Source organism: Pseudomonas sp. GP01-A4, assembly GCF_058780865.1.
Map to the genome: position 1 here is coordinate 71,342 of NZ_JBYSWF010000021.1, position 22,436 is coordinate 93,777.

Annotated in this window: 21 protein-coding genes and 1 tRNA gene (1 of these 22 cut by a window edge); 11 read left to right on the plus strand and 11 right to left on the minus strand. The window is 60.3% G+C overall.

Going from position 1 to position 22,436, the window contains the following annotated elements; all coding sequences use genetic code 11:
- A tRNA-Met gene (locus tag AC3WKX_RS14770) sits at positions 1-17 on the minus strand (it extends 160 nt beyond the left edge of the window).
- A 291-nt stretch (positions 18-308) separates the two neighbouring features.
- On the opposite strand from AC3WKX_RS14770, the gene dinB reads away from it, so the two are divergent.
- Positions 309-1,367 (plus strand): DNA polymerase IV, encoded by a 1,059-nt coding sequence (gene dinB / locus AC3WKX_RS14775; RefSeq protein ID WP_102604874.1) that lies wholly within the window; start codon positions 309-311, stop codon positions 1,365-1,367.
- 115 nt (positions 1,368-1,482) lie between these two features.
- On the opposite strand, the gene AC3WKX_RS14780 is transcribed toward dinB, so the two are convergent.
- The 4 genes from AC3WKX_RS14780 to AC3WKX_RS14795 all read right to left on the minus strand — a co-directional run bounded on the left by AC3WKX_RS14780 (position 1,483) and on the right by AC3WKX_RS14795 (position 6,251).
- Complete coding sequence (locus AC3WKX_RS14780) at positions 1,483-2,436, minus strand: hypothetical protein (protein ID WP_102606189.1); 954 nt, start codon at positions 2,434-2,436, stop codon at positions 1,483-1,485.
- Positions 2,437-2,456: 20 nt separating this feature from the next.
- Positions 2,457-4,172 carry a proline--tRNA ligase gene (locus AC3WKX_RS14785; RefSeq protein ID WP_102606188.1) on the minus strand — a complete coding sequence of 572 codons (1,716 nt, stop codon included), beginning with the start codon at positions 4,170-4,172 and terminating at the stop codon, positions 2,457-2,459.
- Between the two features lie 179 nt (positions 4,173-4,351).
- A complete protein-coding gene (locus tag AC3WKX_RS14790; RefSeq protein ID WP_008433581.1) occupies positions 4,352-5,893 on the minus strand; it encodes an AmpG family muropeptide MFS transporter in 1,542 nt (513 codons plus the stop codon).
- Positions 5,894-5,936: 43 nt separating this feature from the next.
- Positions 5,937-6,251: an MGMT family protein gene (locus tag AC3WKX_RS14795; protein ID WP_218166212.1), complete on the minus strand. Its 315-nt coding sequence runs from the start codon at positions 6,249-6,251 to the stop codon at positions 5,937-5,939.
- Positions 6,252-6,453: 202 nt separating this feature from the next.
- Here AC3WKX_RS14795 and AC3WKX_RS14800 point away from each other — a divergent pair, with 202 nt between their 5' ends.
- Entirely contained in the window at positions 6,454-7,461 is a 1,008-nt protein-coding gene (locus AC3WKX_RS14800) for a DUF481 domain-containing protein (protein WP_003208606.1), read from the plus strand.
- Positions 7,462-7,476: 15 nt separating this feature from the next.
- Here the strand turns inward: AC3WKX_RS14800 and AC3WKX_RS14805 are convergent, their stop codons facing one another.
- Complete coding sequence (locus AC3WKX_RS14805) at positions 7,477-8,235, minus strand: SDR family oxidoreductase (RefSeq protein ID WP_003208604.1); 759 nt, start codon at positions 8,233-8,235, stop codon at positions 7,477-7,479.
- Between the two features lie 75 nt (positions 8,236-8,310).
- Here AC3WKX_RS14805 and AC3WKX_RS14810 point away from each other — a divergent pair, with 75 nt between their 5' ends.
- From AC3WKX_RS14810 to groL, 4 genes are all read left to right on the plus strand, one after another.
- On the plus strand, positions 8,311-9,042 hold the full coding sequence (locus AC3WKX_RS14810; protein ID WP_102606187.1) for a HugZ family pyridoxamine 5'-phosphate oxidase: 732 nt from the start codon (positions 8,311-8,313) through the stop codon (positions 9,040-9,042).
- Between the two features lie 66 nt (positions 9,043-9,108).
- Positions 9,109-9,585, plus strand: coding sequence for an FxsA family protein (locus AC3WKX_RS14815; protein ID WP_003208601.1), 477 nt, complete (start codon positions 9,109-9,111; stop codon positions 9,583-9,585).
- Positions 9,586-9,834: 249 nt separating this feature from the next.
- The gene (locus AC3WKX_RS14820) at positions 9,835-10,131 is read left to right on the plus strand and encodes a co-chaperone GroES (protein WP_003208599.1); all 297 of its coding nucleotides are present in this window, start codon (positions 9,835-9,837) and stop codon (positions 10,129-10,131) included.
- Between the two features lie 50 nt (positions 10,132-10,181).
- A complete protein-coding gene (gene groL, locus AC3WKX_RS14825; protein ID WP_003208597.1) occupies positions 10,182-11,825 on the plus strand; it encodes a chaperonin GroEL in 1,644 nt (547 codons plus the stop codon).
- Between the two features lie 131 nt (positions 11,826-11,956).
- Here the strand turns inward: groL and AC3WKX_RS14830 are convergent, their stop codons facing one another.
- The 5 genes from AC3WKX_RS14830 to AC3WKX_RS14850 form a co-directional block, all read right to left on the minus strand.
- Positions 11,957-13,384, minus strand: a complete 1,428-nt coding sequence (locus AC3WKX_RS14830) for a family 8 glycosyl hydrolase (RefSeq protein WP_102606186.1) — start codon at positions 13,382-13,384, stop codon at positions 11,957-11,959.
- Positions 13,385-13,469: 85 nt separating this feature from the next.
- Positions 13,470-14,765 carry a sensor histidine kinase gene (locus AC3WKX_RS14835; protein WP_102606185.1) on the minus strand — a complete coding sequence of 432 codons (1,296 nt, stop codon included), beginning with the start codon at positions 14,763-14,765 and terminating at the stop codon, positions 13,470-13,472.
- A complete protein-coding gene (locus AC3WKX_RS14840) occupies positions 14,755-15,453 on the minus strand; it encodes a response regulator (RefSeq protein ID WP_102606184.1) in 699 nt (232 codons plus the stop codon). Before AC3WKX_RS14840 ends, AC3WKX_RS14835 begins: the two co-directional genes overlap by 11 nt.
- A gap of 73 nt (positions 15,454-15,526) precedes the next feature.
- Positions 15,527-16,270 carry a phosphatase PAP2 family protein gene (locus AC3WKX_RS14845; protein WP_003208590.1) on the minus strand — a complete coding sequence of 248 codons (744 nt, stop codon included), beginning with the start codon at positions 16,268-16,270 and terminating at the stop codon, positions 15,527-15,529.
- Between the two features lie 54 nt (positions 16,271-16,324).
- Positions 16,325-18,274, minus strand: coding sequence for an LTA synthase family protein (locus AC3WKX_RS14850; protein ID WP_008433599.1), 1,950 nt, complete (start codon positions 18,272-18,274; stop codon positions 16,325-16,327).
- A gap of 201 nt (positions 18,275-18,475) precedes the next feature.
- Here AC3WKX_RS14850 and colR point away from each other — a divergent pair, with 201 nt between their 5' ends.
- The 5 genes from colR (at position 18,476) to AC3WKX_RS14875 (ending at position 22,249) form a co-directional block, all read left to right on the plus strand.
- Entirely contained in the window at positions 18,476-19,159 is a 684-nt protein-coding gene (gene colR, locus AC3WKX_RS14855; RefSeq protein WP_003208587.1) for a two-component system response regulator ColR, read from the plus strand.
- On the plus strand, positions 19,149-20,429 hold the full coding sequence (locus AC3WKX_RS14860; protein WP_102606183.1) for a sensor histidine kinase: 1,281 nt from the start codon (positions 19,149-19,151) through the stop codon (positions 20,427-20,429). The genes colR and AC3WKX_RS14860 overlap by 11 nt, the downstream gene beginning before the upstream one ends.
- Before the next feature lie 188 nt (positions 20,430-20,617).
- A complete protein-coding gene (locus AC3WKX_RS14865; RefSeq protein ID WP_008433602.1) occupies positions 20,618-21,298 on the plus strand; it encodes a class I SAM-dependent methyltransferase in 681 nt (226 codons plus the stop codon).
- A 4-nt stretch (positions 21,299-21,302) separates the two neighbouring features.
- Positions 21,303-22,019, plus strand: a complete 717-nt coding sequence (locus AC3WKX_RS14870) for a lipopolysaccharide kinase InaA family protein (protein WP_023659223.1) — start codon at positions 21,303-21,305, stop codon at positions 22,017-22,019.
- Positions 22,019-22,249: a hypothetical protein gene (locus tag AC3WKX_RS14875; RefSeq protein ID WP_008433604.1), complete on the plus strand. Its 231-nt coding sequence runs from the start codon at positions 22,019-22,021 to the stop codon at positions 22,247-22,249. Before AC3WKX_RS14870 ends, AC3WKX_RS14875 begins: the two co-directional genes overlap by 1 nt.
- Positions 22,250-22,436 lie beyond the last annotated feature (187 nt).

The window sequence follows — 22,436 nt, forward strand, 5'->3', positions numbered from 1 at the left end:
GACTGCTCCATCCCGCGTCTGTGTGTCGGCATTCTACAGAGGAACGCGAGTGTGTCAACCGCTGATTCAAAGAAAAGCGCTTGTGGTTCAATCGGTTAGCTCTCCAAGGTTGCCCCTTGATAGGCCGCGGGGCCAGTCTGGCCGAGGCTTTCAGCTCTATTGGGGGGTGTGTTTCGATTGAGAAAATGAATTCACCTGCGAATTTTCCTACCGCTTAAGCGGAAGATTCAAACTACTGGTGCTATATACAGGTGTGAGTGAGATACTGCCGGCCTGTCCGTTTTCTGCCCAGAACCACTGCCTTATATATGACGCAGCGCAAAATCATCCACGTCGACTGTGATTGCTTCTACGCCGCCATCGAGATGCGCGACGACCCGACCCTGGCGCAAAAGCCCCTGGCTGTCGGTGGCTCGGCAGACCGTCGCGGGGTGATCGCCACCTGCAACTATGAAGCACGGGCCTATGGTGTGCGTTCGGCCATGTCGTCCCGCCATGCCCTGAAGCTGTGCCCGGACCTGACCATCGTCAAGCCGCGCATGGATGCTTATAAAGAAGCATCAAAGGAAATCCAGACGATCTTTCGCGACTACACCGACCTGATCGAACCGTTGTCCCTGGACGAAGCCTACCTGGACGTCTCCGACAGCCCGCATTTCGGCGGCAGTGCCACGCGCATTGCCCAGGACATTCGCCGGCGGGTCTCCAACCAGTTGCACATCACCGTTTCCGCGGGCGTGGCGCCGAACAAGTTTCTCGCCAAGATCGCCAGCGACTGGAAAAAGCCCAACGGACTGTTTGTGATCACCCCCGACCAGGTGGAAGATTTTGTCTCGGCGCTGCCGGTGAAAAAGCTCCACGGCGTGGGCAAGGTGACGGCCGACAAGCTGGCGCGGCTGGGGATCGAGGACTGCCTGCAACTGCGGGAGTGGAACAAGCTGGCGCTGGTGCGAGAGTTTGGCAGTTTTGGCGAGCGGCTTTGGAGCCTGGCGCGTGGGATTGATGACCGGGTGGTGCAGAACGACAGCCGCCGGCAATCCATCAGCGTGGAAAATACCTACGATGTCGACCTGCCGGACTTGCCCAGTTGCCTGGAAAAACTGCCGGAGCTGATGGACACCCTGGCGGGGCGTATAGCGCGCATCGACAGCAGTTATCGGGCGGGCAAGCCGTTCGTCAAAGTGAAGTTTCACGACTTTACCCAGACGACCCTGGAGCAGGCGGGGGCAGGGCGGGACCTGGAGAGTTACCGGCAGTTGCTGACCCAGGCGTTCAATCGCGGCGACAAGCCGGTGCGATTGCTGGGAATAGGCGTGCGTTTGCTGGATTTGAGCAACGGCAACGAGCAGCTCCAATTCCCCTGGTAGAAACCGAAAACCAAATGTGGGAGCGGGCTTGCTCGCGAATGCGGTGTGTCAGTTGACGCATGTGCTGGCTGACACGCCGCATTCGCGAGCAAGCCCGCTCCCACATTTAAAGGCTTCAGCGTGCCCCGGGATCCGCCACCAGGCGTCCGGCATCCTTGGTCAAGGCCTGCAGGAATTCCTGCTGCAACTCCGGATCATTGCGGGTCAGTTCGATCAGGCTCTGTTCCAGCTCGCTGGCTTCTTCTTCCAGGCCCAGCTCCGACAGGCGCTTGACCCGGTGCACCCACTCGTTGACCTCGTCGTCTTCCAGGTCGTCATAGATCAACCCGTGAGCTTCGAGCAATTTGCCCCGCAGGGTGCCGCTGATGGCCAGGGATGAGTCCGAGTGCACGTCATCCTGGGCATCTTCAACACTGATCTTCAGGGTGCTGATGCGGTTCAGGTCCTGCTCGGCAAGCGGGCTGTCCAACAGGTTCAGGCGCAGCACGCCATCGCGGTCGGTGGTCAGCTCATGGGTTTGCTTGCCGGCAGTCACCTGTACCGGGCGCTCGCTCCAGGGCAGGCTCGAATACTCCACGCGCTTGTCGCGCTGGACTTCATCGATACCCGCCAGGTTCTGTTGCGCACGGCCGTTGGATTGCACGTTCATGAACGGGTTGAGCCCGTCCACGCCATAGCTGAGCCAATCCCGGGTCATGCTGGCAGGCAGGTTGCCCAGGGCAAACACATTCGCCACGTTGGCGCCGACGCCCGCCACCAGCGCGACCGCGCCCAGGGGCATCTCATAGAGTTTGCGCCAGGGCTGGTAGGGCGTGTAGCGGTCGTAGCGACGGGTAACTTCGAACTCGGTGACCTCAAAGGTCTTTTGCTCGTGAATGCGCACCCGGCGTTGCGGCAGCTCCAGCACCTTCGGCTCGCCCACGTCGATCTGCAGGCTGTGATCGAGCAATTTGCGCTCGATGCGTTCCTCGTGCTCGCTGCGTTGCGACATTTGGTTGGCGCAGCCGCTGACCAGCAGGGCGCCACATAACGTGGCGCCCCCCAGGGCTATGGTGTTTCGCTTGAACATGACGACTCTTGATCTGGTTTTCAGCGACGAATACGCGCCTGAAGGAAAGACAGCACGTCAGCCACCGGCAACGGTTGGGCCTCGGCTTCGGTCCGGCTCTTGTATTCCAGATTGCCATCGGCCAGGCCGCGGTCACTGACCACGATCCGGTGCGGGATGCCAATCAGTTCCATGTCGGCGAACTTGATGCCCGGGCTGGTTTTCTTGTCCCGATCATCCAGCAGCACTTCAAAACCGGCAGCCGTGAGTTCGGCATACAGTTTGTCGGTGGCTTCGCGTACTTGCTCGGTTTCGTAGCGCAGCGGTACCAGGGCAACCTGGAATGGCGCCAGGGCGTCGCTCCAGATGATGCCTTTCTCGTCGTTGTTCTGCTCGATGGCAGCCGCAACCACGCGGGATACGCCAATGCCGTAGCAGCCCATTTCCAGGGTGATCGGCTTGCCGTTCTCGCCCAGCACTTCGCACTTCATCGCCTTGCTGTACTTGTTGCCCAGCTGGAAGATGTGCCCGACTTCGATGCCGCGCTTGATTTCCATGGTGCCCTTGCCGTCCGGGCTTGGGTCGCCGGCCACCACGTTGCGCAGGTCGGCCACGGTCGGAACCGGCAGGTCACGTTCCCAGTTCACGCCAAAGTAGTGCTTGTCATCGATGTTGGCACCGATGCCGAAGTCGCTCATCAGCTCGACCGAACGGTCGATGATGATCGGCAATGGCAAGTTCAGCGGGCCCAGGGAACCGGCACCGGCGCCAATGGCGTCGCGCAGTTCGGCGTCGGTGGCCATGACCAGCGGGCTGGCAACGCCTGGCTGCTGGGCGGCCTTGATTTCGTTGAGCTCGTGGTCGCCGCGGATTACCAGGGCGATCAGCTTGCCTTCTTCCTCGGCGCGCACGATCAGGGTCTTGATGGTCTTTTCAATCGGCAGATTGAATTTTTCCACCAGGGCCGCGATGGTCTTGGTCTCGGGTGTGTCCACCAGGCGCAGCTCTTCGCTTGGCGCAGGGCGGGAAGTTTCCCGTGGCACGGCTTCGGCTTTCTCGATGTTTGCCGCGTAGTCGGAACCGTTGCTGAACACGATGTCGTCTTCACCGGACTCGGCCAGCACGTGGAACTCGTGGGAGCCGGCACCGCCGATGGAGCCGTTGTCCGCTTCAACCGGACGGAATTTCAGGCCCAGGCGCGTGAACACGTTGCAGTAGGCGGTGTGCATGCGGTCGTAGGTGACCTGCAGGGACGCCTGGTCAACGTGGAACGAATAGGCGTCCTTCATGATGAATTCGCGGCCGCGCATCAAACCGAAGCGTGGGCGGATTTCGTCACGGAACTTGGTCTGGATCTGATACAGGTTGAGGGGCAGCTGCTTGTAGCTGCTCAACTCGTTGCGCATCAGGTCGGTGATCACTTCTTCGTGGGTCGGGCCGGCGCAGAAGTCCCGGCCATGACGATCCTTGAAGCGCAGCAATTCAGGGCCGTACTCTTCCCAGCGCCCGGATTCCTGCCACAGCTCAGCCGGTTGGGTGCTCGGCATCAACACTTCCAGAGAGCCGGCAGCGTTCATTTCTTCACGAACGATGGCTTCGACCTTGCGCATCACCTTCAAGCCCATGGGCAGCCAGGTGTACAGGCCCGAGGCCAGTTTGCGGATCATGCCGGCGCGCAGCATCAGCTGATGGCTGATCACGACCGCGTCGGAAGGCGTTTCTTTCTGTGTGGCGAGCAAATATTGACTGGTGCGCATGGTAGGCCGTTGTCGGTTGCTTGGACTTGAAATGACTTGGGATTGTACGGGCGCTTGCTGCCGACGTACAGGCATCTGGTTGCTGGAGCAGGGCTTCTGTGGGAGCTGGCATGCCTGCGATGCAGGCAACACGGTGTGTCAGTTACACCGCGGTGATGCAATCGCAGGCAAGCCAGCTCCTACAGTGATTCGTTTTCCTCGGGAGGATTCAAGCGAATCCGCCGGCTTTCCTGAAACCAGTGCAAGGCGATCAGGACCAGCGTCGGCACACCCAGCAGGCAGGTGATCATGAAGAAGTTGTGGTAACCGAACTTCTCGACCATCACCCCCGAATACCCGCCGATCAAGCGCGGCAGCAGCAGCATGATCGAGCTGAGCAGGGCGTATTGGGTGGCGGAGAACTTCAGGTTGGTCAGGCTCGACAGGTACGCGACAAACGCCGAGGTCGCCATGCCGGAACTGAAGTTGTCCAGGGAGATGGTGAAAATCAGCATCTGCAGGTCCGGGCCCATGTCGGCGAGCATCACGAACAGCAGGTTGGTGCCGGCCGATGCAATGCCGCCAATGAACAGGATCGGCAGAATCCCGAAGCGCACGATCAACAGGCCACCCATGCCGGCGCCCAGCAGGGTCATGATCAGGCCGAAGACTTTGCTGACACCGGCGATCTGGTCCTTGGTAAAGCCCTGGTCGATATAGAACACGTTGGCCATTACGCCCATTACCGTGTCCGACATGCGGTAGGTGGCAATCAGCCCCAACAGCAGGAAGGCCTGCCAGCGGTAGCGCAGGATAAAGTCGTTGACCGGCGTGAGCACCGGCGCCAGGCCCCGGCGGCCCATGGTCGACAGGCACAGCGTGGTCAGGATGATGTAGAGGATGGCCCGCAGGAACGCCCGATCTTCCAGCAGCAGGTCCAGCAGGCTGACCCCATGGAACAGCACGCTGGCGAAATCAGTGTTGTACAACTGGGTGAACATCGCCGGTACCGAGACCAGCAGCACGATCAACACGAACACCGAGACCAGCTGGTGAGCAAAGCTGTAGCGCCCGGCCTGCAATTGGGTACGCAGCGGCACATTGGGTTCGCGCATGAACAGCGTGGTGAGCAGCGCAGGCACCATCAGTGCACCAAACAGCACGTACGTACCGGCCCATGCCGAATGCTTGTAGTTGAACCCGGTGGAACCGAAGCCTTCGGCAAAAAACAGCGCACCTGCGGTGGCAAGCAGCGCGGCCACGCGATAACCGGACATATAGCTGGCGGCAAGCGCGGCCTGCTGGCTGTCGCTGGCGATTTCCAGGCGGTAGGCGTCTACGGCGATGTCTTGCGTGGCGGAAGCGAAGGCCACGATCACGGCGATGGCGATCAGCCAGGACAGATGCTTTTGCGGATCACAGAAACCCATGCCGATCAATCCGAGGATCACCAGCGTCTGGGACAGTACCAGCCAGGAGCGACGACGTCCGAGCTTGCCGAGCAGTGGCAGGCGCCATTGGTCGAGCAGGGGCGACCAGACCCACTTGAAGGCATAGGCCAGGCCGATCAGGCTCGCATAACCGATGGTTTCGCGGGCCACGCCGGCCTCGCGCAACCATACCGAGAGCGTCGAGAACACCAACATGTAAGGCAAGCCGGCAGCAAAGCCGAGCAGCAACAGCACTAACGTCGAGGGGCTGGCATAGGCGGCGAGCGCGGCGCGCCAGGTTTTACGGGGCATGGGCTGGAGTCTGCCTCAGAATTACGCAAATAAAGCGCGCACTCTAACCGCTGTGCTCTACCGGGCGCCAGCCATGACGCTGAATATCAACACGATTGTTCAGGATGCTGACGCCTTCGCCGCGCAAACGCGCACGTTGCTCGTCACCCGAGGCACTGCCCACCGGCAGACTTATCCGACCACCGGCACCCAGCACGCGATGCCAGGGCAGTTTGGTGTCCTCGGGCAGTTGGCTCAGGGTGCGACCCACCCAACGTGCGGCGCGACCCAAACCGGCGAGGTGTGCCAGCTCCCCGTAGCTGATCACGCAGCCTTCGGGCACTTGGGCGAGGGTCAGGTACAGCACAGTGCGGCGCATTTCAGCGGGGCTTTGCGGAGCGTCGGTCAGTTCGTTCACGGTGGCATATCCGATGAAAATATCCTTCTATTTGTAAGAAATTTCTGAAAAATGGGGGGCTGAGAGCGGAACTCGATACGAATACCCGAGTCAGTCCTTGCTAAGAAGTTATCCACCCCGATAATGCCCGTTTTTTCGTCAAACTCGAGCCCCATATCCGCTTATGTTGTCCAGAACCCTGCTGTGCCTCGCTGTCTTCAGCGCCTCCACCCCGTTGCTCGCCGACACCGTCTGGTTGAAGAACGGTGACCGCCTGACCGGCAAGATCAAGGTTTTCGACGGTGGCAAACTGCTGATCCAGACCGACTATGCCGGCGCGATCCCGGTGGACTGGAAGCAGGTCAAGACCCTGGAGAGCGATCAGGAATTGCTGGTCAAGCAGGATGCCTACAGCGGTGAGAAGGCCAAGTCCCTGCAGCCGGCCGACGATGGCAAGGTCATCCTGGCCAACGGCGAGGCGCCCAAGACCGTCGAGCTGGCGAGCATCCAGCAGATCATCAAGCCCAAGCCGGTGATCGAGGACCTGGTGTGGAAGGGCAATGTCGATATGGCGCTGGACTACAAGCGCGCGGAAAAAGACACCAACGACTACGACATCGACTTCAAGACCACTGCCCGCCATGGCCAGTGGCGCCATACCGCCGAGGGCGAGTACAACCGCGAATTCCAGGACGACGTGACCACCACCGACAACTGGGCGCTGGAGTACGACCTGGACCGGTTTATTACCGAACACTGGTTCTGGCAGGGCCGCTTGACCTACAAGCGCGACAAGGTCGAGGACCTGTCCCGCCAGCGCACCGTGGGTACCGGCCCGGGCTACCAATTCTGGGATGACGAACTGGGCGCGTTCTCCCTCGGTTCGCTGGTCAACCGCACCGACTATGAATACCAGGACGGCGGCAAGGACAACTTCTATTCGCTGGCCATGAAGTGGAACTACAACCGCTACCTGGTGGGCAAGACCGTTGAATTCTTCACCAATGGCGAAGTGGGCAAGCCGCTGGCCGGGCCGTCCGAGTACTCCCTGGATGCGGAAATGGGCTTGCGCTACAAAGTCACCGAGTGGGCCTCCCTCAACCTCAAGGCCGAGCGCGACATTATTAGTGGCGACTCGGAAAGCGCGTTGAGCAAGACCCGCTACACCGCAGGGTTCGGCGTCGCCTGGTAACGAGCCGCCTGGTAATTAAAGGCGTAACCCGCCGTCCATTTCCAGAATCCGCCCGGTGTAGTAGTCGTTCTCGAAGATATACGCCGCTGAATGGGCAATCTCCTCAGGCCGCCCCATGCGCTTGAGGGGAATGCCGGCGGTCATCTTCTCCAAGGCCTCGGGCTTCATGCCCAGGGTCATCTCGGTCTCGATAAACCCCGGTGCGATGCCCGCCACGCGGATGCCGTAGCGCGCCAGCTCCTTGGCCCAGGTCACAGTGGCGGCCGCTACACCGGCCTTGGCGGCGGAGTAGTTGGTCTGCCCGACATTGCCGGCCCGCGAGATCGACGAGATATTGATAATGGTGCCCTGGTTCTTCAGCTCCACCATTTTCGCCGCCACCTCACGGGTGCACAGGAACACCCCGGTGAGGTTGACATCGATCACCGCCTGCCACTGGGCCAGGCTCATCTTGGTCATCTCGCCGTCCTTGACCTTGAGCAGCAAGCCATCACGCAAGATCCCGGCGTTGTTGATCAAGCCGTTGATCGCACCGAAGTCTTCGGCGATCTGTGCCACGGTGTGGGTCACCTGCTCTTCATTCGCCACGTTGCACAGATAGGCGCGGGCCTTCACTCCATGGGCCTGGCAGGCGGCCACCGCCTGGTCGAGTTTTTCCTGATTGAGGTCCACCAGCGCCAGGTTGGCACCTTTGGCGGCAAAATACTCGGCCATGGAGCGGCCCAAACCCTGGCAACCGCCGGTGATAATGATTACTTTGTCGTTGAGATGCATTCGCAAGTCCTGTGGGCAGAATTAAGCGGCTATCCAGGTTTGTTTTTTGACGAAATTTATCGAAGGAGTCATAAGTTGAGCGCGCACGTTGCCAAGAATGCCCGAGAACTACTGCTCAAGGAATACCGTGGGGCACTCGCCACCTTGTCCAAGGCCATGCCCGGTTTCCCTTTTGGCTCGGTGGTGCCGTATTGCCTGGACGCCGAGGGTCGGCCGCTGATCCTGATCAGCCGTATCGCCCAGCACACCCACAACCTGCAGAAAGACCCCAAGTGCTCGTTGCTGGTCGGTGAGCGTGAGGCGGATGACGTGCAAGCGGTAGGGCGCCTGACCTACCTCGCCGAGGCCGAAAAGCTCGAAGACGGCGCTGCGATTGAAGCCGCCGCCGAGCGTTATTACCGCTATTTCCCGGACTCGGCGAACTACCACAGGGCCCATGATTTTGACTTCTGGGTGCTCAAGCCGGTGCGCCATCGTTATATCGGCGGGTTCGGCGCGATCCACTGGGTCGACCAACTGACCCTGGCCAATCCGTTTGCCGGCAAGGCCGAACTGAGCATGGTCGAGCACATGAACAGCGACCACACCAAGGCGATTGCCCACTATGTCGAACTGGCCGGCCTGCCGACCTCCGAGCCTGCGCAACTGGCCGGTATCGACAGCGAAGGCATGCACTTGCGCATTGGCCAGGCCCTCTACTGGCTGCCCTTTGCCGAGCCTTGCAACACGCCGACACAAGTACGCGAAGCCTTGGTTTTCCTGGCTCACGCCGAGGTCTGGCCGAAAAAAGCAGCCGCTGAAGCTTGAATTCACGAAACGGCGACGTCATCTAAGGTGAAGTAGCAAGGCATTCTTGCGTTGAGGAACCATTTGATGCGCCCTTTTTTGTTGCTCTTTTTGTTGTTTCCGGTGCTTGAGCTGTTCGTATTCGTACAAGTCAGCGGGGCAATCGGGTTTTTCCCGGCGCTGCTGCTGATCATTCTCGGCTCGATGCTCGGCGTACTGGTGCTGCGCGTCGCCGGCCTGGCCACGGCGCTGCGTGCCCGTGAAAGCCTGAATCGCGGCGAGCTGCCGGCCCAGACCATGCTCGAAGGCCTGATGATGGCGTTGGCCGGTGGCCTGCTGATCCTGCCGGGCTTTATCAGCGATGTGGTTGGTCTGGTGATGTTGCTGCCGTTCACCCGCAAAGTGCTGGCGGGCAAGATGCGCCAGCGTGCCGAAGAGGCTGCCATTCGCCAGCGCGCCTTTGCCGATGACCTGCAACCCCGTGGCGGCCCGGCCCCGCGCCAGCCCCTGGGGCGCGAAGGTGACGTGATCGAAGGTGAGTTCGAACACCGCGACCCCAAGTAATCTCCTCACTGGCACGGCACCCGCGGATGCCGTGCGGCTTTTGAAGACGCCCCCCGACACAAAAAATTTCATCTCGGTACCCTTGTAATAAGCTTATGCGCCCTTATGTAACGGTCACCGCAAGGTTTCTGGTGGCGACACCAGACAGACTTCCGCGTTTCGCGCCGCGAACCGCGACCGGCACCGCCGGAATTTAACTAGCCGGAATTGACACCGGCCGATGAAAAACACAATTAGGAGAGATCGACAATGAGCAAGCTTCGTCCTCTGCATGACCGCGTCGTCATCCGTCGCAGTGAAGAAGAAAAGAAAACCGCTGGCGGTATCGTGCTGCCAGGTTCGGCTGCTGAGAAAGCCAACCACGGTGTGATTCTCGCTGCTGGCCCAGGCAAGACCCTGGAAAACGGTGAAGTACGTGCGCTGGCTGTGAAAGTGGGTGACAAGGTTGTTTTCGGCCCTTACTCCGGCAGCAACACTGTGAAAATCGACGGCGAAGACCTGCTGGTAATGGCTGAGAACGAGATTCTCGCTGTTCTGGAAGGCTGATTTCCCCGCTCATCTTCCCGTTACTACAAAGTATTTAAGGAATATCGATCATGGCTGCTAAAGAAGTTAAATTCGGCGATTCCGCCCGTAAGAAAATGCTCGCCGGTGTGAACGTCCTGGCTGACGCAGTAAAAGCGACCCTGGGCCCTAAAGGCCGTAACGTGATCATCGAGAAGAGCTTCGGCGCTCCGACCATCACCAAGGACGGCGTTTCCGTCGCCAAAGAAATCGAGCTGAAAGATCGCTTCGAAAACATGGGCGCGCAGCTGGTCAAAGACGTTGCCTCCCGTGCCAACGATGACGCAGGCGACGGCACCACCACCGCGACCGTCCTGGCTCAGTCGATCGTCAACGAAGGCCTGAAAGCCGTCGCTGCCGGCATGAACCCGATGGACCTGAAACGCGGCATCGACAAGGCGACCATCGCCATTGTCAAAGAGCTGAAGTCCCTGTCCAAGCCATGCGCTGACACCAAGGCAATCGCTCAGGTCGGCACCATCTCGGCCAACTCCGACAGCTCCATCGGCGACATCATTGCCGAAGCCATGGAAAAAGTCGGTAAAGAAGGCGTGATCACCGTTGAAGAAGGCTCGGGCCTGGAAAACGAACTGTCGGTTGTTGAAGGCATGCAGTTCGACCGTGGCTACCTGTCCCCGTACTTCGTCAACAAGCCAGACACCATGACCGCCGAGCTCGACGGCCCGCTGATCCTGCTGGTTGACAAGAAGATCTCCAACATCCGTGAACTGCTGCCAGTTCTGGAAGCTGTTGCCAAGGCCGGCCGCCCACTGCTGATCGTTTCCGAAGACGTTGAAGGCGAAGCCCTGGCGACTCTGGTTGTGAACAACATGCGCGGTATCGTGAAAGTGGTTGCTGTCAAGGCACCTGGTTTCGGCGATCGTCGCAAGGCAATGCTGCAGGACATCGCTGTTTTGACTGGCGGTACCGTTATCTCCGAAGAGATCGGCCTGAGCCTGGAAAGCGCTACCCTGGAACACCTGGGTAATGCCAAGCGCGTCACCGTGACCAAGGAAAACACCACCGTGATCGACGGTGCTGGTGTTGAAGCTGACATCCAGGCACGTGTTACCCAGATCCGCGCTCAAGTGGCTGATACCACTTCCGACTACGACCGTGAAAAACTGCAAGAGCGTCTGGCCAAGCTGTCCGGCGGCGTTGCAGTGATCAAGGTTGGCGCGGGTTCCGAAGTTGAAATGAAAGAGAAGAAAGCCCGCGTTGAAGACGCCCTGCACGCTACCCGTGCAGCCGTTGAAGAAGGCGTGGTACCTGGCGGTGGCGTGGCACTGGTTCGCGCTCTGCAGGCTATCTCCGAGCTGAAAGGCGACAACGCTGACCAGGACGTCGGTATCGCTCTGCTGCGTCGCGCTGTTGAAGCACCTCTGCGCCAGATCGTTGCCAACTCCGGCGACGAGCCAAGCGTAGTGGTCGACAAGGTTAAGCAGGGTTCGGGTAACTTCGGTTACAACGCTGCTACCGGCGAATACGGCGACATGATCGAAATGGGCATCCTGGACCCGGCTAAAGTGACTCGTTCGGCTCTGCAAGCGGCTTCGTCGATTGCCAGCTTGATGATCACCACTGAAGCAATGATCGCCGAGATCAAAGAAGATGCTCCAGCTGGCGGCGGTATGCCAGACATGGGCGGTATGGGCGGCATGGGCGGCATGATGTAAGCCAGCCTTACCCCGATACTGAAAAACCCCGCCTGCAGCGATGCAGGCGGGGTTTTTTTATGCTGATCGTTCCCACGCTCTGCGTGGGAATGCCGCCAGGGACGCTCCGCGTCTCTCTTTACGCGCACGCCTCAGCTGACGCCGCGACGCCCCAGCAGTTTCTTGAACATGAAGCCGCGAGCCAGCATCAGGTGCGAGGCGGGCGGCAAAGATGCCACGGGTCCCGGTGCCGCAGAGCCGGATGACGGATGGACAGGCACGTGTGCGGTTTTTTTGAGGGGCGCCGGTTGGGGCCGCTCCCAATGGCCGGACATGACCACCATGCCCAGCAGTTTGAGGGTGTTGCCGTAGTAGTCATGGTCACGGATGGACCGGCGTTGCAGGTTGTCCCAAAGGTTATTGAGCCACAGCTGATTGTCGGGGTTGATCATTGCGCTGACCCCGAGTGCCGCCACAAAGGCCGGCTCATTGTGCGCTTCCTCGATCGCACTGCCGTCGATTCGGTAGCCACTGTTGAAGTTGCCCGGCTCATCGTGGGTGGTGGCGCGTGCCCAGCGGTTGAAGGTGGTCAAGGTGTACAGCGCACGCGGGTCACCGTACATCAGGTAATCCAGGCCGATGCGCCACGGGTAGCGGGCCGCGTTCCACGAATAGCTGCCGTCGTATGGGCCTTCCACCAGATCGGGCCGTGCAGGTGTGAGCGAGGTGTCCAAATGGCTGATGAAGTCCGGCACCAAAGCACTTTTGGCACTGTAGCGCTGAGTAAAGTCGCTGATGATTGAATAGGTCTTGTCGCGCACCGTCTGCCAGCGTTTATCCCCGGTCATGGCGAAAAAGCTGTAGAGGTGCGACTGCATGAAATCCGAGCTGCGGGTGGTGTACTCAAGCTCCGGGTCGCCGTCGGTGCCGGCCCAGTCGCCGAGCATCAGATGCTGAGTCCTGGGGTGCACTTCGTGCTTCATGATCGCCGCCATGACCGTGTTGGCCTCGCTGCGGTAGTCAATGGTGCCTTGGCTGCCCCATTTCTGGTCGGCCAGCAGTAGGGCGTAGGCGATGTCCAGGTCGCCGTCGGTGGCACTGACGTCGCCGCGGAAAGGGTCGGTGGAGTCTCCGCAACCCTCGATCTGGTTCCAGGCCATCAAGCCGGGATCGGACGCTGCCGGGTGATCCTGAAAGTAGCGCACCATGCCGTCGAAGATTTTTTGGGCCTCATCATCGTAGTCGGCCATCATCACCGTAAGCAGCATGCCGTAGCCATGGGCCTCGGACACCGTGATGGTGTTGGGCGCGGCGCCACCTCCTACCGGTTTGTGGTCGGCGTTGACCTTGACGAAATACCGACCGCTGCCGCATTCCCCTGAGAGATACACCGCCTTCCAGTCCTTGTAGAACGTGACCAATTGTTGATCCATGGTCGCCTGGGGCTGGCGATTGGGCAGGATGGTGCCGGGGTAGTAGGGCGCGTGAACATTCTGGGCCGCAACGCCGCCTGACCATGAACCGGCGGCCATGCACAGTGATAACAGCAGCGTGGGCAGATGCCGTTTAGGGTGACGCATGAGCTGACTCTCCAACCTGATCCAAAGGGCAAGGTCGCGAGGTTAGCGGCAGCGTGGATGTTCCACTGTCACAGGCTGTAACAGCCTAGGCCGGGCGCAGTGCGAGGGTCAGGGTCAGGCGTGCGCCGCCCAACGGGCTGCGGGTGATCGACAGCTCACCCCCGTGCCAATGGGTGGCGCGCTTGGCCAGTGCCAGGCCGAGGCCAAATCCGCTGGGCTCGTCGCCGCCCATGGCCAGGCGCACGAAGGGTTCGAAGATCTTTTCGCGGTTTTCCGGCAGCACGCCCGGGCCGTCATCATCCACATGCAGCACCAGGTGCTGGCCCTGGCACGCTGCGCTGACGTTCACCCGTTCGCGGGCGTAGTTAATGGCGTTGCTTAACAGGTTGCGCACGATCAGATGCAGCAGGGCGCGGTCGCCGATCAGTTCCAGGTCGGCCGGGTCGGTGTCCAGGGTCAGCAAGCGATGGTGCCCGTCCAGCAGGGCAAACTCCTGCTGCAGCCAGGCATGGAGATTGATTGGCTCATGCTGCAGGTCGCTGGGTGCATCGGCCAGCCGGGCAAAGGCGAGGCTGGCGCGAACCAGCGACTCCAGCTCTTCGATATCGGTGTGCAGGCGCTCTTGCAGGCGGGTGCGGGTGTCGGGGTCGGCGCTTTTACTCAGTAGTGCCAGGGCAAAACGCATCCGCGCCAGGGGTGTGCGCAGTTCGTGGGACACCGCCTGGGAAACCTCCCGGTGGCGTTCGCCCATCGAGCTGATATCCAGCGCGTGCCGTTGCAAGGTCAGCAGCAGCGGCGCCCACTCCTGGCTCATCGCGGGCAGCAGCGTGTTGGGCGAGCGGGCGAGGGTAGCAATGCAGGCATTAAGGGCATCGAGGTCATGGGTGTATTTGCGCCGGGCACGCAGGGCAATCCAGAGAAACAGCAGTACCGGCATGCCGGCGACACAGGCGGTCACCCAGTACACCGGATATTGCAGCAGGTCCTTCACTTCGGCGGTTCCCCACAAGGGGCCGAATTGAATCACCGTGTCATCGTCCAGCGGGAAGTAGGTGACGTCCTCATCACTGTTCTGCGCCGGCTGATGGTGGTCGAGCATCACAATAGCTTCAGGCGGCAGCTCGATATCATCCTTTTTCACCAGGCTCACCGGGTACTGAAAGCGTGCTTGCAGTGACTCGATGCGCGCCTCCCGTTGTTCGGCGGGCAAGGCCTTGAGTTGCTCGGCAACCAGATAACCCGGCCCGGCCATCAGCCGCAGAAAACTGTAGTCCCCGATAAACACCGAGGCGTTCGAGCACAACCACAACAGGTAAAAAGTGAGGGCGGCCCAGCTGGTGCCGGCCGCGATGGCCATCCACGGGCGAACTTTAGACAGCATGCTGGCTCCCCGTCGGGATTTCGACGAACAGGTATCCCTGCGCCGTGATGGTCTGGATGGTCACGGGGCACGCAAGGCTCATCAGCTTTTTGCGCAAGCGCGACACCCGCATATCAATCGATCGGTTCAGCCCGTCGTACTCCAGGCCGCGCAGGCGCTGGAGCAGCTTTTCCCGGGTCAGCAATACGCCGCAATGGCGGGCAAAGATGGCGAGCAACTCGAATTCGGCCACCGAAAACTGCAAGGGCGCCTCGCCAAGCCAGGCGAAGTGGTTGTTCAGGTCCAGCCGAAAAGCGCCCCACTGATAGTAGCTGCGAGGTGCCTGGGGATGGCGGCGCAGCAGCGAGCGGATCCTTGCCAGCAACAGTTGCGGGTCGATCGGCTTGACAACGTAGTCGTCGGCCCCGGCGGCAAACCCCACCAATTGTTCGGCGTTCTCGTCCAGGGCCGTCATCATCAGGATCAGCCCGGGGTAGTGGTCGCGAATCTGTCGGCACAGGGTAAAACCGTCGATGCCCGGCAGCATCACATCGAGGATCAACAGTGCCGGTTGTTCATCCTGGATACGCTGGGCGGCGCGGTCGCCACGGTGTTCCACTGCAACGCTAAAGCCTTCGGCGCGCAGGAACTCGGCCGTCAGTGCCGCCAGGGGCAGGTCGTCTTCGATCAGCAACAGGGTATCGGACATGGCTCAGCAGGATCGTTGCCAAAAAGTGCGCAGAGTGTTGCGCCCTTGCCCCCGGCTAGGCAAGGGCTGTTCATCACGGCGTCACGGGCTGCTTGCGGAAGGCGGGCTGCGGTGTTTTCACCGGCCGGTACAGCAGGAAGTAATAGGCGCCCAAACAAATCAGCCAGCTGAAAATTGCCGTCCACACGTTGTGGGAAAGAAAGTGCGCCCCTTGCATCGTGCGGCTCACCGAAAGCACCGTGCCCAGGCCCAGCGCAAACAGGAACGCCGAGCGCGCCATCCGCGGTCGGCGATCCCTCAGGGCAAAAAACAACGCAAACAGCGCAAACCCGGTCGCCGCATGTCCGCCCGGCCAGCAACGGCCAGGCTTGTCGGTCGGCGGCCTGGGGCTCAGCAGTTCGCTGTACGTCTCCTGGCCGCCAAACTCCTTGACGCTCCACGGGCATTGCACCCCGGTCACCGTCTTCAGCGGTGAAACGAACGAGGTGGCCAGTGCCAGCGACAGCACCAGGCAGCCCAGTTCCCGGCGATAGGGTTTGAGTCGCTCAAAGACAAAGGCCCCGGCAAACCCGGCGATTGCCAGCACCGAAAACACGATCACCATCTGCTTGGCGCGATCGTGAAGAATGTCCTCCAGAAAAAAACTGTGCCGGCCCACGAAGCCGCCTTCGGACGCGTCGTAAAACAGCCTGGCGATGTCCATGTCCAGCGACGTCAGCTCCAGCAGCAACATGGCCACCGCCAGAACGGCAGGCACACCGAGGCACAGCCAGAAGTTGAGGGGTTGGGATAACGGACGAACAGCGATTGCGTGCATGGCGAACTCAGACTCTAAAAAAAGCCCCGGTCAGACCTGGCCGGGGCATTTTGGTTAGCGTGTACTCACTTGGGGAACCTCGTCCTTGGGCACCCTCCAGCTCAGCAACTGTTGCTTGTAGCCATAACTGGCGCCCTGGTAGTAGGTGATGGCCCGCTGGATCAACGGGTCATCGCTGCCAACGCGGATTTCGTGGCTGTCGCCCAGGGCCTGGTCATGCCGACGCAAGCCTTGGCGCGGGCTGAGAATCGCCAGGTCCTTGCCGTCGAACAACCCCAGGTACTGGTAATTGCCGACCACTACCCGTGGCGGCAGCGGGTTGTCTTGCAGCAGGTTGCGGCCAAAGAACGTCGACTCGTAGCTCAGGTTCAGCAAGCCCAGCAGGGTCGGGGCGAGGTCGATCTGGCTGGCCAGCTTCGCGTTCTCGCCGGCTTCTACCAGCTTGGGTGCGTAGATGAACAGCGGGATCTGGTAGTTGACCATCGGCAGGTCTTCCTTGCCGGCGCTGCCCGCCGTGTGGTCGGCGACGAAAATAAAGATCGTGTTGTCGAACCAGGGTTTCTGGCGCGCCGCCTCCAGGAACTGGCCGATGGCATGGTCGGTGTACTTCACCGCGCCGTCGCGACCGTCACCGGATTTGATATCAATGCGGCCAGCCGGGTAGGTATACGGACGGTGGTTGGAGGTGGTCATCAGTTGCAGCAGGAATGGTTGCTGCTTGGCGTAGTCGGCGTCCGCCAGTTTCAGCGTCTGTTTATAGAGGTCTTCGTCGGCCATGCCCCAGGCGTTTTTAAAGCTGATTTCGGATTCGGGCACGCTGCTCTGGTCGACCACGCGGTAACCGTTGCCGCTGAAAAACGCGTTCATGTTGTCGAAGTAGCCCCGGCCGCCGTAGACAAACACGCTGTCGTAGCCGATGGCGTTGAGCTGCTGGCCGAGGCTGCCGAAACCGCTTTCCCGGCCGATACGCTTGACGATGGAACGCCCGGGCGTCGGCGGGATGGCCAGGGTGATGGCTTCCAGGCCGCGGTCGGTGCGAGTGCCGGTGGCGTAGAAGTTATTGAAGTACAGGCTCTGTTTGCGCAGCGCATCGAGGTTGGGCGTGAGGTTATTCGGGTCGCCGTTGCTGCCCATGTACTTGGCACTGAAGCTTTCGATGGTCACCAGCACGATGTTGGGTTTGCGCAGCGTGCCCGGGTTGGTAATGGCGCGACGGATATCCAGCGGATCCGTGCCGATAAACCGTGCGTTGGGCTCGCTGAGTTCGGCGCGCAACTGCTTGGCGACTACATCCGCCGGCAGGCTCTTGTAGAACTGGGTGTAGTCCAGTTCGTTGTTACGGAAGGCGGCGAAGAACTGATAGGGGCCGTTGCTGGCCAATTCGTTGTTGTAGGCGTTACCGCCCTGGCTGCGCGGGCTGTCCTGGTTGATCAGTTGCAGGCTCAGGCCGGCCACCAGCAACAGGCCAAGGGCACTGAGCAGACGCTTGCGCATCGCAGGCAACGGCGCGTCCATGGCCGCGTTGAACGGTTTACGCAAGACCACGCTCAAGACGATCGCCATCACGGCCAGCAGGCTCAGCAGCTTGCCGATCGGGTACGACTCCAGCAGGTTGTTCAGCACTTCCTTGGAGTAGACCAGGTAATCCACGGCAATAAAGTTGAAGCGCACGCCGAACTCGTCCCAGAACAGCCATTCGGCCACGCTGGTGAAAAGCATGGCGAACAGGCTGACGGTGAGTACCGCCTGCAGGAACCAGCGATGGCCGCGACGGCGCCACAAGGCCGGTGGGCACAGCAGCAAATACAGGCCCAGGGGCAGGGCGGCATAGGCGAGGAAGCCGAGGTCATAGAGCAGGCCCACGCCGAATACCGGCAGCAGGTTACCGCTCACTTCATCCAGATGGGTTACCAGCAGCACGCTGCGGGTCAGTAGAAAAACCACCAGCCAGGCACCGGTTACCAACAGCAAATAGCGCATTGGCGCTGTTTTGGGAAAACCCATGTCAATGTTCCTTATTTTCGATGGGCGCGATCTTCGCGCTGACACTGTAGTCAGGTTGTGAACCTATAGTGAAAAACTCGTTAAGTCTCGCAATCGGTTGAAAACAGTAATCGGCGCGGCCTTCAGGCCTAGCCGTGAGCCATACTTGGCCTTAAGCTGCGCGAGCCAACACGGCCGTTACCGCGTACGGAGACACTGCCCATGCGAATTTTATTGGTTGAAGACAACCGCGATATTCTGGCCAACCTGGCCGATTACCTGGGGCTGAAGGGCTACACCGTAGACTGTGCGCAGGACGGTTTGTCGGGCCTGCACCTGGCTGCCACCGAACATTACGACCTGATCGTGCTCGACATCATGCTGCCTGGCATTGATGGCTACACCCTGTGCAAACGCCTGCGTGAAGACGCGCGCCGCGACACGCCGGTGATCATGCTCACTGCGCGCGACCAACTGGATGACCGGCTGCAGGGCTTCAAGTCCGGCGCCGATGACTACCTGCTCAAGCCGTTTGCGCTGTCGGAGCTGGCCGCGCGTATCGAAGCGGTGCTGCGTCGTGCCCAGGGCGGCGGGCGCCGTGCCTTGCAAGTGGGTGACCTGAACTACGACCTCGACACCCTGGAAGTCACCCGCGAAGGGCGCCTGCTCAAGCTCAACCCGGTCGGCCTGAAGCTGTTGGCGGTGCTGATGCAGAAAAGCCCGCATGTATTGCGCCGTGAGATTCTTGAAGAAGCCCTGTGGGGCGATGACTGCCCGGACAGCGACAGCCTGCGCAGCCATGTCCATCAACTGCGTCAGGTGATTGATAAACCCTTCGCCAAGCCGTTGCTGCAAACGGTGCACGGTGTGGGTTATCGCCTGGCCGAGGGTCGTGATGGAGTTTAAGCAAAGCCTTGCCCAGCGGATCATCATCGCCTTCGCCTTGATGAGCGCGCTGGTGGCGGGGGCCTTCGCCATGGGCATCGTCGCAACGGTGCACCTGGTGGAAGAAAAACTCATTTCGGCAGGCCTGGGCGGTGACTTGCAACGCCTGTTGCTGATGGACAGCGTCGAGGACTGGAGCCATCGCCCGGAGCCCGACCAGTTGTTCTACTTCAGCGGCGGCCCCGGCGATTTCGAACTGCCCAAGGACTTGCGTCATCTGGAGCCTGGTTTTCACGAGGTGTTTCGGGAGGCGCTGTCCTACCATGCCATGGTCGAGGTGGTCGACGGCCGCCGTTATGTCCTGCTGCAAGACCAGAGCGATTTCGAAGAGCGCGAGCGCGTGCTGTTTGCCGTGGTGCTGGTGGGGTTTGTGCTCAGCCTGGCGTTGGCGGTGTTCCTCGGCTGGGTACTGGCGCGCAAGGTAATGGCGCCGGTGGTACGCCTGGCTCGCCAGGTGCGGCACCGCGACCAGTTACTCGGCCTGGCTCCACCGCTGGCGCCGGATTACGCCGCGGATGAAGTTGGCGAATTGGCCGTGGCCTTTGACGCCACCCTGGGCCGTTTGCGCCAGGCATTGTCCCGAGAGCAGCTGTTTACCAGTGACGTGAGCCACGAGTTGCGCACTCCGCTGATGGTGCTCGCCAGTTCCTGCGAGCTGTTGCTGGAGAACCCGGCGATTGATCAGCGCGGCCGCAAGCAGGTCGAGCGCATTGCGCGGGCCTGTGAAGAAATGCGCGAACTGGTACAGACCTTCCTGATGCTGGCCCGTGCCCAGCGCGAGGAGGCCGGCATGTCGCCCCAGGCCAGCCTGGCCCAGGTGGCCGAGGACTTGCTGGGGATCTGGCGTGAGCCGATCGAGCGCAAAGGCCTTGAGCTGATCTATCAACCGGGCAATCCACTGGATACCCGCTACAACGCGACCTTCCTGCACGCGGTCATGGGCAACCTGTTGCGTAATGCCCTGCACTACACCGAGCATGGCCTGATCCGCCTTACCCTGGAGCCGAGCGGTTTTGTGGTTGAAGACACTGGCGTGGGCATTCCCGAGGACAAGCGCGAAGCGATGTTCGAACCGTTTGTACGCGGCAGTGAAAAGCGCGGTGAAGGCCTTGGCCTGGGTTTGTCCTTGGTTCAGCGCATCTGCGAGAACCAGGGTTGGAGCGTCAGCCTCAGCACCATGGAGCCCAACGGCTGCCGCTTTCACGTCGAATTGAGTCAGGTCAAAGCCTGATGCCTGCCCTGCCGCTAAGCTGCGGCAGACTTCCTGATTTTCGCCGAAGATGGCACCATGCCACGACTTGTGTCTGCAAAGTTTTGTAATGTATACGATTCGACAGGACAAGTTTTTCACAACGTGTTGACCTGTTGATCACAGGATTCTTTTTAAGGTTGTAGGCATCAGTAACTGGAGACCCGGTGATGCCTACCCCGATCAAGCTCGAATTTTCCGAAAAGTACGACGATCAGCACGCGCAGAATTATTTACTCAAACACCAGGACAATCTGGCTCGCCGGTTGTCCCACAAACGCGACGAGCAATTGGCCCGTGGTGCGCTGGCCATGGCCGGTGAGCCTGGCCTGGTGCTGGATTTGCCATGTGGTGCCGGGCGTTTCTGGCCGTTGCTGGCAGAAAAGCCCAACCGCGTGATCATCGGCGCCGACAACTCCGCGTCGATGTTGAAGATTGCCACCGTCGCCCAGCCGGCGGATGTGGTGAAACGGGTACGCCCCTTGCAAACGTCTGCCTTTGATATCGATTTGCCAGATAATGCGGTCGACAGTATTTTCTGCATGCGCTTGATGCACCACATTGGTGACCCCGAGCACAGGCTGGCAATACTGCGCGAATTTCAGCGTGTTACCCGTGACAGCGTGATTATCTCGCTGTGGGTGGACGGCAACTTCAAGGCGTGGAAACGCAAGCGTGCCGAAGTGCGGCGTCGCAACAAGGGTGAGCAGGAAGGTTACCAAAATCGGTTTGTGTTACCGGCTGCTACTGTTGAGGCAGAGTTTGAGCAGGCCGGTTTCCGTGTTCAGGAATCTCTGGACTTCATACCGCTCTACGCCATGTGGCGAGTGTATGTATTGCGCAAGAGGTAACAGGATGGCTGTCGAGTGTTTACCAGGTAGTGAAGTAGCTCCCGAGGAGCGATTTGATTATTTCTGGCGCCAGCAGGGCGAGTGGGTCGAAGAGCCCAATCGTCGTCGTGGCGGTGAAAGTGGTGTGCAACGGGTAACGGGCACCAATGGGCGTTTGCTCTATAGCAAGCGCCAGACGGGCCATATCTACCGCAGTTGGCTCCATCCTTTTGGACGCCCCACTGTGTTGCGTGAGCGTGACGCCCTGAAGGGCCTGCGCTTGCTGGATGTACGCGTGCCGGAGTTGGTGTTCTGTGAGGCCCGTCGCGATCCTGAGCACCAATGGAAGGCGTTGTTGGTCACGGCGTCGCTGGACGGTTTCGACGAGATCGAAAACTGGTACGCCGCCGGTGGTCGTGAGCAGTATGGCGAGTTGGTGCATGAGCGTTTGCTCAAGGAACTGGCTGGTACGTTGGCGCGGATGCACAAGGGGCGTTGGCAGCATGGTTGCCTGTATATCAAGCATATCTTTGTGCGGGTGACGGGTGAGGGTGACGCGGCGAAGGTTGAGGTGGCGTTGCTGGATTTCGAGAAGTGCCGGCAGCGCTTGACCGCTTTGCGGGCGGCCCGGCATGACATGTTGCAGTTGCGCCGCCATTCGTCGTGGAATGCTACGGACTGGCAAAAACTGAGCTACTTTTACGAGACGGCGTTTGGCAGCGCTATCAAGGGTTTAACGTAATGAAGCTAGAAATTGCACGAGGTTTGTTTCTGTTGGGGGCGTTGGGCATAGCTGCCCTGGCCCTGGCTGCCTGGGAGCAGCCCCGGACACAAGTTCTCAGTGCGGTGCAGGGTGTCGGGCAGCAATGCCCGATGCCGCGGATCGCCAAGGTCGGTGTCGCGGCCAAGCCTGATCATGAGTTGTTGTTGTTCATGTTTGGGATGTCCCAAGGGATGAGGCCACAGAGTTGAAGAGATTGAAGCCCAAATAAAAGGCCTCGCTAGTTCGAGGCCTTTTATTTGGGCTTGGGTTTTGGGTTGGTTGGTTGATCGAGTACATATCCGTTGCTGCGGTAACGGCGGCTTATGGTTCCGCTCTTACAGCGGGTCACTTTTGGCAAACGCCCCAAAAGTAACCAAAAGGTCTTTGCCCCACCAC